Origin of the sequence: Acidovorax sp. FHTAMBA, from assembly GCF_038958875.1 — a bacterium.
GTDB lineage: Bacteria > Pseudomonadota > Gammaproteobacteria > Burkholderiales > Burkholderiaceae_C > Acidovorax.
The window spans coordinates 2,887,702-2,903,228 of record NZ_CP152407.1 but is presented as its reverse complement, the minus strand read 5'-3'; the positions used below and the strand labels follow the sequence as shown (position 1 = coordinate 2,903,228).

The window sequence follows — 15,527 nt, the reverse complement described above, 5'->3', positions numbered from 1 at the left end:
GTTTGGCCGCTGCCTCCGTCGGCACCGGCATCCTGTGGCAGTGGCTTCTTGGGCTGGTGGCTGTGGTGCTGCTGGCCACTGGCCTGGCCCTGCTCGCCTTCAGCGTGGTGCCCACGGTGGCCGACTGGGCGCGCATGCGCCATTGGCAGCCGGTGCCTGCGCAGGTGGAGTCTGCCCGGCTGCACCAGGGTGCCATGGCACGTGGCGGCATGTATTACGCGGCCGTGGTGCGCTATCGCTACGTGGCACAAGGCACGCAACACACCGGCGCACGCGCCGCCGTGGATGGCTCGGGCGACAGCTTTCGCAGCTTTCACCAGGAGCTGGCGGACCGGCTGCACAACGCACAGCGCAGGGGCGTGCCGGTGCAGGTGTGGGTCAATCCACAGAACCCCGCGGAGTCCGTGGTGGACCGCAGCCTGCGCGCCGGCCCGCTGGTCTGGAACCTGGTGATCGCCTGCTTCACCGCCGGTGCAGGCCTGGTGGGGTTGGTCATGGTGGTGGGCGCTATTCGGCAGGAGCGGCGGGGCAGAAAAACGCGGCGCAGGGCAGATGGTTTGCTACACAATTCATAGCATCTAGCGCTTTCTGGATAAGCGCTAGAGGCCAAAAACACTCAAACTTCTGGCGGCTGCAGCGGCCTGGGCCGGCGCTTGCCCGTGCCGCCCCAGCGCAGCGCGTCTGCGCCGGGTATGCCCAGCGGATTGTTGGCGGGTTCACTCAAAGGCGCCAGCAGGGCGTGCAGGTCGGCCTCGCTGAATTTGACCGCACCCTCGGCGTCGTGGCCCAGCACGCCCTGGGCCAGCGCGGCCTTGCGGGCTTGCAGCTCCAGCATGCGTTCTTCGATGCTGCCTTCCACCACCAGCTTGTAGACAAACACGGGCTGGTTCTGCCCGATGCGGTGGGCGCGCGCGGTGGCCTGCTCTTCGACGGCGGGGTTCCACCAGGGGTCGAGGTGGATCACGGTGTCGGCGGCGGTGAGGTTCAGGCCCAGGCCACCGGCCTTGAGGCTCACCAGCAGGATGGGGGCGCTGGTCTCGTCCTGTGCCTGGAACTGCCGCACCACCGCGCCGCGCTGGCGGGGTGGCGTCTGGCCGGTGAGGGTGAGGTAGGGCAGGGCCAGGGTGTCGAGCAGCTCGGCCGCCAGGCCCAGCATTTCGGTGAACTGCGAGAACACCAGCACGCGGCGGCCTTCGTCGACCAGGGCGGGCAGCATGTCGGCCAGCAGCTCCAGCTTGGCGCGCTCCATGGTGTGCGCCGTCTTCGTGGTGCCCTTCACCAACCTGGGGTCGCAGCAGACCTGGCGCAATTTCAGTAGCGCATCGAGGATGGTGATCTGCGCACCATCAAAGCTCTGGCGCTCCAGCGCGCGGCGCACCTGTTTGTCGGCTGTGGTGCGCACGGCCTCGTACAGCTCGCGTTGTTTGCCCTGCAGCTGCACGCGCTGGATGACCTCGGTGCGCGGCGGCAGCTCGGTGGCTACATCCTGCTTGCGGCGGCGCAGGATGAAAGGGCGCACGCGCTGGGCCAGCAACTGGGCGCGCAGGGTTTCGCCGTTCTCCTCGATGGGCTTGCGCCAGCGGGCGTTGAAGCTGCGCACATCGCCCAGAAAGCCGGGCATCAAGAAGTCGAACTGCGCCCACAGCTCGCCCAGGTGGTTCTCCAGCGGCGTGCCCGTCAGGCACAGCAGGTGTGGAGCCTGCAGCTTGCGCAGGGCGCGGGCGCTGCGGCTGCCCGCGTTCTTCACCATCTGCGCTTCGTCCAGGATCAGCAGGTGGAATGGCTGTGCGGCCAGCGCCTCCACATCGCGCCAGAGCAGCGGGTAGGTGGTCAGCACCAGGTCGTGGTCGGCAATCTGCAGGTAGCGCTGGCCACGGCTCGCACCGTGCAGCGCCAGCACGCGCAGACCCGGGGCCATGCGGGCGGCCTCGGCATGCCAGTTGAAGAGCAGCGAAGTGGGCAGCACGATGAGGGCGGGGCGGGTGAGACGTCCTGCCTCTTTCTCGGCCAGCACATGGGCCAGGGCCTGTGCGGTTTTGCCCAGCCCCATGTCGTCGGCCAATATGCCGCCCAGGCCCTGCGCGCGCAGGTACTGCAGCCAGGCCAGGCCCTCCAGTTGATAGGGGCGCAGTTGCACCTGAAGTCCCTGCGGCGCGGCCACCGGCTGCGGGGTGCCGATGGCGCGCAGGCGCTGGGCGAGCTGGGCCAGGCCCACGTCGCCCTGCAGCTGCCAGTCGTTGTTCCAGCCATTGACCGTGCCCACGCGGTGGGCCAACACCAGGCCGGCACGCAGGGCTTCGATGCGGCGCGCTTCCCACGCGCCCAGGTGCAGCGGGTCGCCGTCCTTGCGCTGGTTGCGTGTGGGGTCGGTCAGCAGGTCCACCATCGCGCCCACGATGGCCTTGAGCGGCCCGGCCGGCGCGTCGATGCGTTTGCCGCCCGGTGCGCGCAGCGAAATCATGTCGATGTCGTCAATGGCGGCCATCTGCCGGGCGTTGAGCCAACGGGCGTCGCGCCGCAGCAGGTCGGCCAGCATGGGGGCCAGGTCCAGCGTTTCGCCGTCGATTTCTATGCCCAGGCTCAGCAGCCAGGCGCCTTCGCGCTCGGGCAGTTGCAGCTTTTGCACCGGGCGTTCGCGCAGGGCCAGCGGGCCGTCCACTTCCTTGCCCAGTAGCTCACCGGTGTCGGGGGCGATCAGCAGCTTCCAGCGCAACACGGGCACGCTTTCGTGTGCAAAGCCGGGCTGCACCACCACGCTCCAGCCCTCGGCGCGCAGTTGGGGGATCTGTTCGGCCCAGAAGTCGCCAAAGTGGGCCTCCTGCGCCAGCGTCCACACGGGGCCCAGCGTGGCGGCTGTGGCGCGGTGGCGCCATTGCAGCTTGCTCGCGTCCACGGGGATCAGTCCCAGGTCCCACACGCGGTCCATGGCGTCGGCCTCGGCACCCAGGTTGCGCTGCATGCGCACCACCGGACCGCCGGTGTCGAACAGGTCTTGCACGGGGGCGGGGCGGGCGTTGAGGATGGACGTGGGGGCAGGCGTCTGCCAGTGGGCGCCATCGTCAGTGCGGTAGGTCCAGTCAATCTGCACCAGCGTCACGCTGTCGCCGCGCGGCCCCAGCTTGCCCTGGGGCGCCATGCCCAGCAGGCCGTCGCCCCGGCCCAGGGTCATGAGGGTGATGCGCGGGCGGAAGTGGCCCTTAGCAACACCATCGGGTGGGGCTGACGCAGTTCGGTGGCTTCCCTCGCCCCGCAATTGCGCCATCACCTGTGCGGCTTCGGCATCGGTCAGCGGGGGCAGCGCTTGCAGGGCGGCGCTGTTGGCCCGGTTGCGCAGGGCCTGGGCCCATTGCGCGACCACATGGGCACGGCCTGCGGGGGGCGTGGGTGGAGCGGGCGACGGCGGCAGGCTGGGCATGGGCAGGCATTGTGCCCATGCGTGGTTGGCGGGGGCTAAGCGCCGCGTTGGGTGCCCAGCGCCAGCGCAAACAGCTCGTTGCGAAAGTGGATGCCCAGGCGGCTGAATGCGCGATTGCGGTAGGTTTTGACGGTGGGCAGGCTCAGGCCCAGGTCGCAGGCGATGCCCTCTTGCGTCATGCCTTGCAGCAGGCGGGCGCACACGTCCAGCTCGCGCCCGGTCAGCCCGGCGTGGGCGCGCAGCAGGCGTTCGCGCAGGGCGGGCAGGCTGTGGGACAGCGATGGCGGGGCCGAAGCAGCCGTCATTTCAACACCTTGCGTCAGCGCGCCGGGGCGCTGGGCCAGGGCAATGTGTTTGCGGGTCAGCGCGAGCAGCACCGGGGCCATGCCCTCGAAGTCGCTGATCTCCCGGTCCTGAAAGGGCTTTTGGTGCTGGTGGCGGTAGAAGTTGACGGCGAACACCGAGCCGTCAGCTTCATGTTTGACGATGGACACGCGCTCAGCCATGCCATGGGCTTCGTACACGCGGGCCTGGTGTTCGCCACCCACTTCGCTGGCGGTGAGATGGCACAACCGGGTGCCGGGGGCGGTGACCGACGCCTCACCCCAGGTACGGTCGGTCCGGTAGGGGCCCGACAGATACGCCCACCAGCAGTCCTGCGTGGTGTCCGGAATGCCGTGGCTGGCCGACATGAACAGCGTGGGCCGGCACTGGCGCCCCGTGCGGTACACCGACCACGAGGCGGCGGGCAGCACGGGCGCCAGCTCTTGCAGCATGCTGCGGGCAAACCCGTCATCACCGAGCCGGTGCACCATCGCGCCCAGCGCTGAGCCCGTGAGGTTGGGTGCAGGCGCCACGCGGTTGTCGGCTGTACTTGCTGGAAGCCAGTGCCTCATGGGTGGTGGGTGGGGTGCCAGGCAGGCGTTGTCATGCTGTCATCTTCAGGGATGACACGGGTCAAGCGCCACGGGACTTACGCTAAGCCCGCTGAACCTTTCTTGTCACCCGAAAGCTGGAGCCATGAGCGAAAACGTGCCTTTGATGGAACCCCGTCTGCGATTTTTTGCCGATCTGCGCGTGGAGGTCGGCACGCCGCAGGAAGTCGGCAGCACCGTGCATGGTTTGCGCCGGCTGATACCCATCACCGGCGGGCGGGCCGTGGGCGACGGCTGGCAGGCGAGGGTGCTGCAGGGTGGGGCGGATTTTCAGCTGATCGTGAGCAGCACCCTGGCCGAGCTGGACGCCCGCTACACACTGCAGACGGACGCTGGCGACCTGGTCTACGTACACAACCGCGCGGTGCGATCCGGCCCGCCCGAACTCATGGCCCGGATTCTGCGCGGCGAAGAGGTGGACCCCGCGCAAATCTACTTTCGCTGCAGCCCGCGCTTTGAGACCGCTTCGCCCGCGCTGCGGTGGATCAGCGAGCGCATGTTCACAGGAACCGGGGCGCGTTTTCCTGACGCAGTGGTCATGCGGTTCTGGGAGCTGATGTAGCCGCGTCCATCGTATTTTGTTTGTTCCCCTTCGTTCACTGACTGCACACAACAACACCCTGGAGACTCTGTCATGACCTCTTTTTCCACGCCCACCCGCAGCCTGCCCCGCCCGTTCTCCCGCCGCCATGCCCTGCGCAGCGCGGCGGCCGCCGCGGCCGTGGTGGTGGCGGGCCTCGTGCCTTTCACCGGCGCCCTCGCGCAGGCGACGGACTACCCCAACAAGCCCGTGCGCATCATCGTGGGGTTTCCGGCGGGCACGGGCCCGGACATCGTGGCGCGGCTGCTGGCGCAAAGGCTCTCGGAGGGCTGGGGCAACCAGGGCGTGATTGTGGACAACAAGCCCGGCGCGGGCGGGCTGATTGCCGCTGGCGAGGCAGCCCGGGCTGCGCCAGATGGCTACACCCTGATGCTGGGTGAAACCGGGCAGCTCAGCATTGCGCCCAGCAGCTACAACAAGCTGCCCTACGACCCGGCCAAGGATTTCGTGGCCGTGAGCCAGGTGGTGACGGCAGACTTCGTGTTGCTGGTCAACCCGCAGAAAGTGCCATCGCGCAACGTGAAAGATTTTGTGACGTGGACCCAGCAGCAAAAGGGCCTGTTTCTGGCCACCTTTGGCGCGGGGACGCCCGGGCACTTTGGCGCGTTCATGTTTGGCGATGCGGTCAAGCTCAAGCCCGAGCCGGTGCACTACAAGAACACCTCGGACGCACTGGGCGGCCTCTTCAGCGGCGATGTGCAAGGCGTGTTTGCCACCGTAGGGCTGGGCGCACCCCAGGTCAAGGCCGGCAAGCTGGCCGCGCTGGGCACCACCGGAGCCACCCGTTCGCCCATGCTGCCCGATGTGCCCACCATCAAGGAGCAGGGCTACGCCAACCTGGAGTTCTCGTCGTGGTTCGGCATCGTGGCACCGGCCCGCACACCGCCCGAGATCGTTGCCAGGCTGCATGCCGATATCGTGAAGGCCGTGCAGTCACCCGAGGGCAAGGCCAAGATGGAAGAGGCGGGTTTTCGGGTCACGGGCACCAGCCCGCAGGAATTTGCCCGCACCATTGCGGCCGACACGGTGACGTGGGGCAAGGCGGTGGCGGCCACAGGCTTCAAGGCTGACTGAGCCTGCGCGCCCGGTGGGCGCACAGCCACTGCGTGTGTGGATGGCCTAGCGTGCGGGAGGTGCAGGCAACTGCAGCTGGGCCTGCCGGACCACGCGAACACAGTCCCTGAGGTGCTGCTCTCCCAAGTACCGCAGGGTGGCGTAGCCAATGGTGGCGGCCACCGCCTGGCCCGCCAGCGGGACGTATTTGGCGGCCTGTTTGGTCGTCAAGCGCAGGCCCACCGTCTGGGTAGCGCGTATGACGAGCTCCCGCGTGATCAGCTTGCCAATCAGCACCGAGCCCACCAGCGCCACGGCCTTTTGCACCTGCTCACGCTGGGTGGGATCCAACTGGTCGATCTGCGCTGGCGACAAGCCGAACTCGGTGTTGATACGGGGCAGCAGGCGCGACAGCAGCGCTGCATCCACCGCCCAGTCAAGGCCGGGCACCGGCACCGCGCTGGCGGCCGCGGCCACCAGGGCGCGCCGGTGCAGCAAACTGCGCGCGCGCCGTACTGCGGCCTCCAGGGCCGGGTTACCGGCCGCCATCTGTGATGCTGTAGGCATGGCCACCGTTTTCAGTGCTTGCCCTTGACCAGGGCGTAAATCACGAGCAGCACCATGGCGCCGACCACCGAGGCGATCCAGCCTGCGGCCTCGCCTTGCTGGTACCACCCCATGGCCACGCCCAGATACGTGGCCAGAAACGAGCCTGCCACACCCAGCAAGGCTGTCATGATCCATCCGAGCTTGTCGTTCCCCGGCTTGAGTGCACGGGCCAGAAAGCCCACGATCAGACCGATCAGCAGTGTTCCTATCAAAGACATCATGTTCTTTCCCCGTTGGGTAGTCAGTTGTGCGTGCGATGCCGGTACTGTAGGCAACGGCGGCTGTGGTGGGTGTCAGACAAGGCGCCCTGTGGCGGTACAAGGCTCAACCTTCAGGCGGCTGCCGCAATGGCCGCTCGAAAAGGCACTGCCCGAACCGGTGCGATGGCAGCACCAGGCCGGATATTTCATGCAGCTCGGCAGAGCAGGCGTAGCGCCCGGGCGGCAGGGCTGCATGCGCCGCCTGGGTGAGCAGGATCTGCCCGGCAGCTGCAATGTCTTCGCCCAGCTTGCATGCGCCGTTCATTTCGGGCCCGAAGAGATCTTCATCGGCAATCACGAGCGTGGGGCCGAAGCCGATGCCAGCGCTGACCAGCAGCGCCCGCTCCGGCGGGAGCACGGCGTTCATGGCGTCCAGTGCCCGCAGCGTGTCCAGCGCGGCCTCCAGCGCCTGTTCGGCCGTGGTGAACACCGCAAAGAGGTTGTCGGCCTCCTGCTTGATGACTTCGCCGCCGTTGCCGACGATGGCGGGCCGCGCCGCTTGCTCCATCTGGTGCACCATGGCCAGAAAGTGAATGATGCCGTGGCGCGCAGTGATGCGCGAGAAGCCGCACATGTCCAGCACCAGGATGGCCACATCCCGCACAAACGCCCGTTCGATGGCCGCGTCAATGGCGGCGGCCTGGGAGGGCTGCTGGATGCGGCGCGACAGCAGCCGGCGCAGGCTCTCCTTGTCATGCGGTGCGTCCAGCGGGGAGGTCGTGGGCTCCAAGGCGGTCATGAAATTCAAAGGATGTGTGGGCGATGTCCGACATGGTAGTGCGCCAGATGCTGGCGGTGTCAACGCGCCGCGCGGCCTACAGTCAAACACGTTCCACTTATTCCCGGCAAAGGATCCCATGACACAAGCTTTTACCCTGCGCGCTTTTCCTCTGGTGTTTGCGGCGGCGCTCACCGTGGGTATTTTGGCCGTGTATCCGGGACGCGCTACTGCGCAGACGAACGACGAAGCGTCGCTGGCGCGCGGCGCGGTGCCGGACACAACGCCCCAGCAGCGTTACCAGACCGCCATCCGCGAGGCGGGAGGCGGCTTGAAAGTGAGTCTGGAGGAATGCCGCGCCATGGGCAGCCCGGAGCGCAAGGCATGCGAGGCGCAGGCCCGAAGCCGCTACCAGGCTGATATGGCCACCGCGAAGGCCATGCTGCGCGATCCGTCCGTGCGACCAGCGAATGTGGTGGGCGGGCCCATCCGGAGCACCGAAACCACCTACGAAATCAAATAAGCGCTGCTACCGGTGGGCGAGGCAGCCGCTCTTTAACGGCTCAAGGGGCTTTGGCGATGTCTTCGCCGGCGGACGCGGCCACACGGCGGGCGCCGTTGAAGCGGCGGGCCCAGTACGCCACGCCCATGTCTTCCACGCGGATCTGGGCGCCGCTGCGCGGAGAGTGGATGAACTTGTTGTCGCCCACATAGATGCCCACGTGGCTGAACTGGCGGCGCATGGTATTGAAGAACACCAGATCGCCCGGTTGCAGCTCTTTCTTGTCGATCACTTGCGTGGCGGCAGCCTGCTGGTCGGCCCGGCGGGGCAGCAGCAGGCCCACGGTCTGTTCATACACGGCGCGCACAAAACCACTGCAGTCAAAGCCCGTGTCGGCGCTGTTGCCGCCGCGCTTGTAGGGAATCCCCAGGAAGCCCATGGCGTTTCCGACCAGCGTAGACGCTTGGTCGGCCACGGTGTGGGCCTTGTCAGCCACCTTGTGGCCCGCGTCTTCCAGGCGGTTGAGCAGGCTTTTGTCGGTGATGAAGCGCTCCACCTCGTCAGGGGTGCCGGCCTGAGGGGCCGCATACGCAAGGGGGGTACAAGCCAGGAGGAAGATGCAAAGCCATCGGAACATGGGGGCGAAGGGTACCACGGTATCCTTACATGCCAAACCGGCGCCCTTTTGCAAGTCCTTGATTTTGTTCAACTAAATCGAAGGTTCGGGTTTTTCCGGATGCCACCGGGGGGCCGGCGGACGCGCACGGGCGCTTGGGCGCCCTCACTGCTGGCAAGCCCCGGTTCCACGGATAAAAACGGAGTTCAAGTCCATGAAATTCAAACAAAAAACGCCACCGGCGCTTACTGGTAAAGCGCGAGTAGCTATTGTTTTGGTAGCGTTCGGCGCTTCCATCGCAACGGCCACATCCACGGCTGCACAAACTGCGTCGCCTGCGGTGGCGCTGGTGGCGGTGGCCCAGGGGCTGAAGAACCCGTGGGCGGTGGCCTTTTTGCCCCAGGGGCAGTTCCTTGTCACCGAGCGGTCGGGGCAGATGCGCGTGGTGAGCGCCACCGGGCAGGTGAGTGCACCGGTTGCGGGGCTTCCGGCCATCGCCACGGGCGGGCAGGGTGGCCTGCTGGATGTGGTGACCGACACGGCGTTTGAGGCCAACCGCCGCATCTTCTTCTGTTTTTCCGAGCCTGCAGCCCCTGGCGCACGGGGCAACAGCACGGCCCTTGGGCGGGCGACGCTGTCGCCGGATGCGCGCAGCCTGCAGGACGTGAAGGTGATCTTCAGCCAGCAGCCCAAGGTGGAAAGCAGCCTGCACTATGGCTGCCGCATCGTGCAGGCGGCGGACGGCAACCTGTTCCTGGCGCTGGGCGAGCGCTACCAGCGCAAGGACGATGCGCAAAAGCTCGACAACCACCACGGCAAGATCATCCGCATCACGCCCGAAGGTGCTGTGCCGCCCGGCAATCCGTTTGTCAGCCAGAGCGGCGCCTTGCCAGAGATTTGGAGTTACGGCCACCGCAACCCGCAGGGCGCCACGCTGGCCCCCGATGGCACGCTGTGGATGCACGAGCATGGCCCGCAGGGGGGCGATGAGATCAACCTGCCCCAGCCCGGCCGCAACTACGGCTGGCCGGTGGTGACTTACGGCGAAAACTACGGTGGCGGCAAGATGGGCGAGGGCACGGCCAAGGCGGGCACAGAGCAGCCGCTGCACTACTGGGTGCCCTCCATTGCGCCATCCGGCATGGCGTTTCTCACCAGCGCGCGCTACGGCGCAGCATGGCAGGGCAGCCTGTTTGTCGGGTCGCTCAAATTTGGCACCCTGCACCGGCTGGAGGTGGCGGGCGGCAAGGTGCAGCGCGAGGAAAAGCTGCTGCAAGGCAATGGCGAGCGCATTCGCGACGTGCGGCAGGGCCCCGACGGCTTTCTCTATATGGTGACCGACAGTCCGCAGGGCCGGTTGCTGCGCTTGTTGCCCCAGTGAGCCGCCCTGTTGTCGGGGCCGGGCAGGGCAAAAATCTTGATGCAGGTCATGTGAACTGGAAGATATCCCGCGCAATCGCGGCAGGGCGGGATGCTCCCGGGGGCTGACCGGGCACTTTGGCGTTAGGCTGGCGTGATGCATTCCGAGACTTCTTTTTCTTCCTCTACACCTGCTGCTGCGTTGCCCGCTGCGTCGACCGATGATGCGCTGCCGCGCTCCCAGCTGGCCCTGCGCCGAGTGGCCATCGACACCTGGCGCGAAAACGTGGCTTACCTGCACCGCGACTGTGCGGTGTACCGGGCCGAGGGCTTTCAGGCCCTGTCCAAGATCGAGGTGCGCGCCAACGGCCGGCGCATCCTGGCCACGGTGAACGTGGTGGACGATGCCGCCATCGTGGGCTGCCATGAGCTGGGCCTGTCGGAAGACGCCTTCGCCCAGTTGGGTGTGGACAACGGCCACACCGTATCGGTGGCGCAGGCCGAACCCCCTGAATCCATGGGCGCGCTGTTCCGCAAGATCGCCAGCGAGCGCCTCACGCGCGAGGACTTTGGCGCCATCGTGCGCGACATTGCCAACCACCGCTATTCCAAGATCGAACTCACCGCCTTTGTGGTGGCCTGCCACCAGAGCGAGCTGGACCGTGAGGAAGTGTTCTTCCTGACCGACGCCATGGTGGCCAGCGGCCGGCGCCTGGACTGGCACGAACCGCTGGTGGTCGACAAACACTGCATCGGCGGCATTCCCGGCAACCGTACCACCATGCTCGTGGTGCCCATCGTCGCGGCGCACGGCATGCTGTGCCCCAAGACTTCGTCACGCGCCATCACGTCGCCCGCCGGCACGGCCGACACCATGGAGGTACTGGCCAAGGTGGAGCTGCCGTTCGACCAGCTGGCCGACATCGTGCGCGACTACCGGGGCTGCCTGGCCTGGGGCGGCACGGCCAACCTGTCGCCCGCAGATGATGTGCTGATCTCGGTGGAGCGGCCGCTGTCCATCGACTCGGCCGGGCAGATGGTGGCATCCATCCTGTCGAAAAAGGTGGCGGCCGGTGCCACGCACCTGGTGCTCGACATTCCCATCGGCCCCACGGCCAAGGTGCGCTCCATGCCCGAGGCGCAGCGCCTGCGCCGCCTGTTTGAATACGTGGCGCGGCGCATGGGCCTGTCGCTGGACGTGGTCATCACCGACGGCCGCCAGCCCGTGGGCAACGGCGTGGGCCCGGTGCTGGAGGCGCGCGACGTGATGCGGGTGCTGCAAAACGACCCGCGCGCACCTGACGACCTGCGGCAAAAGTCCTTGCGCCTGGCCGGGCGCCTGATTGAATGCGACCCCGATGTGCGGGGCGGCGACGGCTATGCAATTGCGCGTGACATCCTCGACTCGGGCCGGGCGCTGGCGCGCATGCGCGACATCATCGCCGCGCAGGGCGCCAAGGAGTTCGACCACAACAGCCCCAACCTTGGCGCGCTGCAATTCGAGATCTGCGCACCCGCCGCCGGCGTGGTGGCGGGCATAGACAACCAGCAGATCGCCCGCATCGCCCGCCTGGCCGGCGCACCCAAGGTGCAGGGCGCGGGCGTGGACCTGCTGTGCAAGCTCGGCGACGCCGTGACCCCAGGCCAGCCCATGTACCGCGTGCATGCGGGCTTCCCGGCCGACCTGGAGTTTGCCCGCCAGGCCAGCCATCGCGCCAGCGGCTACCGCATCGGCAGCGCCGACGAGGTGCCCCACGTGTTCGTGGAGTTCTGAGCGTGGCCGCGCCCGACGCCCCCGCGGCCTGCCTGCTGCACTTCGACGGCGAACGCGCCGCCGCCGCCCGCCTGGCCGCCGCCTGCGGCCTTCCCGCTCTGGAGATCGCGCGCCACCGCTTCCCAGATGGCGAGCTCAAGCTCACCCTGCCCGTGGACGCCGCGGGCCAACTGCCCGCACGCGCCGTGCTGCTGCGCAGCCTGGACCAGCCCAACGAAAAACTCATCGAGCTGCTGCTCGCCGCGCGGGGTGCGCGCAGCCTGGGCGTGCGCCAGCTCACGCTGGTGGCGCCCTACCTGGCTTATATGCGCCAGGACATCGCCTTCAACCCTGGCGAGGCCGTGAGCCAGCGAATCGTCGGCCCCTTTCTCGCCAGCCTGTTCGACGCCGTGGTCACCGTGGACCCGCACCTGCACCGGGTCGCCACGCTTGACGATGCCGTGCCCGCCGCGCGCACCGTGGCCCTGAGCGGCGCGCCGCTGCTGGCCGACTGGATCGTGCAGCAGCGCCCCGGCGCGCTTCTGGTGGGCCCCGACGGCGAATCCGCCCAATGGGTGGCCCAGGCCGCCGCGCGCCACGGCCTGGAGCACGCCGTCTGCACCAAGGAGCGCCACGGCGACCGCAGCGTCACCATCCACCTGCCACCCGTGGCCGTGCAGGGCAGGGCGGTGGTGCTGCTCGACGACATGGCCAGCACCGGCCACACCCTGGCCCAGGCGGCGCGGCTGCTGCTGCAGGCGGGCGCTGCCTCGGTGGACGTGGCGGTGACGCACGCGCTGATCGACGCAGAGGCCCTGGCCGCGCTGCACGCGGCAGGGGTAGGAGAGTTCTGGAGCACGGATTGCGTGGCGCACCCTACGAACGCGGTGGCGATGGCGGTGGAGCTGGCGCGGGGGGTGGGGCAGTTGTGGGGCTTTGGGGCTGATATTCCCGGTTGAATGTGTTTGCCCGACTGGATATGTAGCACTGTCGGCCATGGTCCAGCAGCCGGTTTTCTGGTGGCTGGCTTGTGTGACACGACGGTTTGCAGCAGCCGACTCGTTCCAACTGCTGGTCAATTTTTGGCGAGCGACCGCTTGGGCAAGCATCGGGGGGTGCCAAAACTCCAAATTCATCGGCCCGATTTCACCCAACCCTTTGGGCAATTGCCTTGCCGGGCGGTCTGCGGCGTTACGGCGCTTGTGGATAGCCGAGCTGTACGAAGCGCCCCGTGCCTTGCATCCCAACCCAGCAAAGGACTCGTGCAACTCCAAAAAGACTTTGAACCAAGGCTCTTGGAAGATTTAGCGTGGCCCACAAGGGGCTCTCAGTCATGCAGATGCTCGGCTACAAACTGGCGAAAAATTCCCATGGCAGGCGCTTCAGTACGGTCGGCCAGGGTAACGAACGCAAAGTGTGCGCCCTCGTTCAACGCCGGAGTGATGGGCAACTCCACCAAGCTACCGTTGGCGATGGCTTCACGCGCAGGGCTGATTAGGCCGAGGAACACCGCGTCACTGCCGTGTACCGCGTGTAGCAAACTGTTGACATCGTTGCAGCGCAGGGTCACCGCGACCTGGGGATCCGCTGCGGGTCCATAGCGGGTGATCAGAAGACGTGCCAACTCCGGATTGAGTGAAGTCGACCCTAACGGATAGCGTTGGAGGTGTGCAAATGTAATGGGGGTGTTGAGCTTGGTAAGGGGGTGACCCGCGCGACAGATGAAACCACCGCGCATTTGACCCAAATCTTCGATCAACAGGTCATCAGCTGGCGTGACGCTGCGTAGATCCACAACCAGTGCGTCGAATCCACGTTCGCGCAAGCGGTTGGTCTGCAACTCGGGGGGGCCTGATTCGAGGCTGACCTGCACTCTTGGATGCATGCAGGCCATGTAACGCAGAAAGGGCTGCATCAGCAGTGCAGTAGGCCCCGCGCCGAGCCCAATGCGGATGACCCCCAAGTAGCCCTCTTGCAATAGCTGTGCGCTGCGTTTTAGCTCAACGGCATCCAGCACCATGCGGCGCGCCCGGCTTGCAACGGTCTGGCCGAACGGCGTCAACTCGTTGCGCTTGCCCATTCGGTCTATCAGACGTGCTCCGAGGTCGTCTTCGAGGGTCTGGATGCTGCGACTCAGGGCGGACTGGGTGATGTGGCACCGCTCCGCGGCGCGGCTGAACGAACCGGTGTCCGCCACAGCCAGCAGGTACTCCAGATGGCGCAGGTTCATTTCGTTTGTCGCATGAGATTTTTGAATGCATTCCGAATAAATTATGCATTAGACGCATTTGATCATGATTCATATGATTTCGCACGCTGTCGTCCAGGGCAGCAGCAATCATCCGGAGACAAATTCATGGGCGTTCAAAATTCCAGTATGGGCGACGTCGCGTTGCCGCCCACATCCCAGCGCGTATCGAACAATTCAACTGCCGCGAAGAGCAAGGTGCAGCCCCGCGTCGTGGCTGCAACAGTGGCGGGTAACGCGCTGGAGTTCTTTGATTTCACCACCTACGCGTTCTTCGCGGTGTATATCGGCCAGACCTTCTTTCCTGCTGACGAGCCGCTGGTCACAGTGATGCTGTCGGTAGCGGTCTTTGGCGTTGGCTTCATCACGCGCCCTTTGGGCGGGCTGCTGATCGGCTCTTTTGCTGATCGTGTCGGACGCAAGCCGGCCATGCTGTTGACCATTGCGCTCATCACGATCGGCACGATCGGCATGGCGCTCACCCCCTCGTACGCAAGCATCGGGTTGGCGGCACCCATCATCGTCATTGCCTGTCGGCTGGTGCAGGGGCTGGCCCTGGGCGGCGAGGTCGGGCCGTCTACGACGTATCTGATCGAGATCGCACCCCAGGGCCGGCGCGGCCTGTATGGCAGCTGGCAGCTTGCCAGCCAGGGCATAGCCTCGCTTGCGGCTGGCGTCGTCGGCATTGTGCTCACGCTGGCGCTAAGCAAGGAGCAGATGCTGGCGTGGGGTTGGCGTATCCCTTTTTTGCTCGGTCTGGCATTGATCCCCATTGCTTTCTTTCTGCGCCGCCACATGCCTGAGAGCCTCGAGCATCCCACGCATAGCGGACCCATCAAGAGCCCGCTGGCCGATATCCGGCACCATCTGCGACCGATCATGCTGGCGCTCATGGTAATCCTGGGTGTGACGATCTCGACCTATGCGGCGATCTACATGACCACTTATGCCGTGACCACGCTCAAGCTCTCCGCGACGATCGCCATGTCGGCGACCATCGTATTCGGCGTGGCGACCTGGGCGGGTGCGCTGCTTGGGGGCTGGCTGTCAGATCTGTATGGGCGCAAACCTGTGATGCTCTGGGCTCGCGTGGCGTTGTTTGTTCTGGTCTATCCGGCTTACATGCTACTCATCGAGCACACCAGCGTTGCCACTTTGGCACTGGCGACTGCGCTGCTGGCATTGCTCACGGGCATTGGTGGCGCGCCAACGCTGGTGGCCATCCCGGAGCTGTTCCCTGGTCATGTACGCGCGCTCGGGCTGTCGATTGCCTATGCCTTTGGTGTGGCGCTGTTTGGCGGCACCGCGCAACTGGTGATCACCTGGCTCATCAAGGTGACCAACAACCCGGCGGCGCCAGCGCTCTACGTACTTATCACCAGCTTGATCGCCATCGTCGGCATTCTGCTCATGCGCGAAACCGGCGGTGACAAGGAACTACAGAAATGATCACCAGGC

The 15,527-nt window shown here is 66.3% G+C and carries 15 protein-coding genes; 8 read left to right on the top strand and 7 right to left on the bottom strand.

Going from position 1 to position 15,527, the window contains the following annotated elements; genetic code table 11:
* The first annotated feature begins 2 nt into the window (after positions 1-2).
* Positions 3-575, top strand: coding sequence for a DUF3592 domain-containing protein (locus AAFF19_RS13665; RefSeq protein WP_182120086.1), 573 nt, complete (start codon positions 3-5; stop codon positions 573-575).
* Between the two features lie 41 nt (positions 576-616).
* Here the strand turns inward: AAFF19_RS13665 and AAFF19_RS13660 are convergent, their stop codons facing one another.
* Together AAFF19_RS13660 and AAFF19_RS13655 are read right to left on the bottom strand one after the other, a co-directional pair.
* Positions 617-3,415 (bottom strand): DEAD/DEAH box helicase, encoded by a 2,799-nt coding sequence (locus tag AAFF19_RS13660; protein WP_342720362.1) that lies wholly within the window; start codon positions 3,413-3,415, stop codon positions 617-619.
* A 35-nt stretch (positions 3,416-3,450) separates the two neighbouring features.
* On the bottom strand, positions 3,451-4,311 hold the full coding sequence (locus tag AAFF19_RS13655; RefSeq protein ID WP_246330983.1) for a LuxR family transcriptional regulator: 861 nt from the start codon (positions 4,309-4,311) through the stop codon (positions 3,451-3,453).
* 124 nt (positions 4,312-4,435) lie between these two features.
* Here AAFF19_RS13655 and AAFF19_RS13650 point away from each other — a divergent pair, with 124 nt between their 5' ends.
* On the top strand, positions 4,436-4,912 hold the full coding sequence (locus AAFF19_RS13650; RefSeq protein ID WP_008906907.1) for a DUF3237 domain-containing protein: 477 nt from the start codon (positions 4,436-4,438) through the stop codon (positions 4,910-4,912).
* 72 nt (positions 4,913-4,984) lie between these two features.
* On the top strand, positions 4,985-6,025 hold the full coding sequence (locus tag AAFF19_RS13645) for a tripartite tricarboxylate transporter substrate binding protein (RefSeq protein WP_246330981.1): 1,041 nt from the start codon (positions 4,985-4,987) through the stop codon (positions 6,023-6,025).
* Between the two features lie 45 nt (positions 6,026-6,070).
* Here AAFF19_RS13645 and AAFF19_RS13640 read toward each other — a convergent pair whose 3' ends face one another.
* From AAFF19_RS13640 to AAFF19_RS13630, 3 genes are all read right to left on the bottom strand, one after another.
* Positions 6,071-6,571, bottom strand: a complete 501-nt coding sequence (locus AAFF19_RS13640; protein ID WP_182120084.1) for a hypothetical protein — start codon at positions 6,569-6,571, stop codon at positions 6,071-6,073.
* Between the two features lie 11 nt (positions 6,572-6,582).
* Entirely contained in the window at positions 6,583-6,834 is a 252-nt protein-coding gene (locus tag AAFF19_RS13635; protein ID WP_008906904.1) for a GlsB/YeaQ/YmgE family stress response membrane protein, read from the bottom strand.
* A gap of 103 nt (positions 6,835-6,937) precedes the next feature.
* Positions 6,938-7,612: an adenylate/guanylate cyclase domain-containing protein gene (locus AAFF19_RS13630; protein ID WP_008906903.1), complete on the bottom strand. Its 675-nt coding sequence runs from the start codon at positions 7,610-7,612 to the stop codon at positions 6,938-6,940.
* Between the two features lie 118 nt (positions 7,613-7,730).
* Between AAFF19_RS13630 and AAFF19_RS13625 the strand changes: the two genes are divergently transcribed.
* Positions 7,731-8,114 (top strand): hypothetical protein, encoded by a 384-nt coding sequence (locus AAFF19_RS13625; protein ID WP_342720360.1) that lies wholly within the window; start codon positions 7,731-7,733, stop codon positions 8,112-8,114.
* 40 nt (positions 8,115-8,154) lie between these two features.
* Here the strand turns inward: AAFF19_RS13625 and AAFF19_RS13620 are convergent, their stop codons facing one another.
* Positions 8,155-8,730, bottom strand: a complete 576-nt coding sequence (locus AAFF19_RS13620; protein WP_182120081.1) for a C40 family peptidase — start codon at positions 8,728-8,730, stop codon at positions 8,155-8,157.
* A gap of 193 nt (positions 8,731-8,923) precedes the next feature.
* Here AAFF19_RS13620 and AAFF19_RS13615 point away from each other — a divergent pair, with 193 nt between their 5' ends.
* The 3 genes from AAFF19_RS13615 to AAFF19_RS13605 all read left to right on the top strand — a co-directional run bounded on the left by AAFF19_RS13615 (position 8,924) and on the right by AAFF19_RS13605 (position 12,780).
* Positions 8,924-10,090: a PQQ-dependent sugar dehydrogenase gene (locus tag AAFF19_RS13615; RefSeq protein WP_342720359.1), complete on the top strand. Its 1,167-nt coding sequence runs from the start codon at positions 8,924-8,926 to the stop codon at positions 10,088-10,090.
* Positions 10,091-10,225: 135 nt separating this feature from the next.
* On the top strand, positions 10,226-11,842 hold the full coding sequence (locus AAFF19_RS13610) for a thymidine phosphorylase family protein (RefSeq protein WP_342720358.1): 1,617 nt from the start codon (positions 10,226-10,228) through the stop codon (positions 11,840-11,842).
* 2 nt (positions 11,843-11,844) lie between these two features.
* On the top strand, positions 11,845-12,780 hold the full coding sequence (locus tag AAFF19_RS13605; protein ID WP_342720357.1) for a ribose-phosphate diphosphokinase: 936 nt from the start codon (positions 11,845-11,847) through the stop codon (positions 12,778-12,780).
* Positions 12,781-13,148: 368 nt separating this feature from the next.
* Here AAFF19_RS13605 and AAFF19_RS13600 read toward each other — a convergent pair whose 3' ends face one another.
* The gene (locus tag AAFF19_RS13600; protein ID WP_342720356.1) at positions 13,149-14,051 is read right to left on the bottom strand and encodes a LysR family transcriptional regulator; all 903 of its coding nucleotides are present in this window, start codon (positions 14,049-14,051) and stop codon (positions 13,149-13,151) included.
* Between the two features lie 126 nt (positions 14,052-14,177).
* Between AAFF19_RS13600 and AAFF19_RS13595 the strand changes: the two genes are divergently transcribed.
* Positions 14,178-15,518: an MFS transporter gene (locus tag AAFF19_RS13595; protein WP_342720355.1), complete on the top strand. Its 1,341-nt coding sequence runs from the start codon at positions 14,178-14,180 to the stop codon at positions 15,516-15,518.
* Positions 15,519-15,527: the final 9 nt, after the last annotated feature.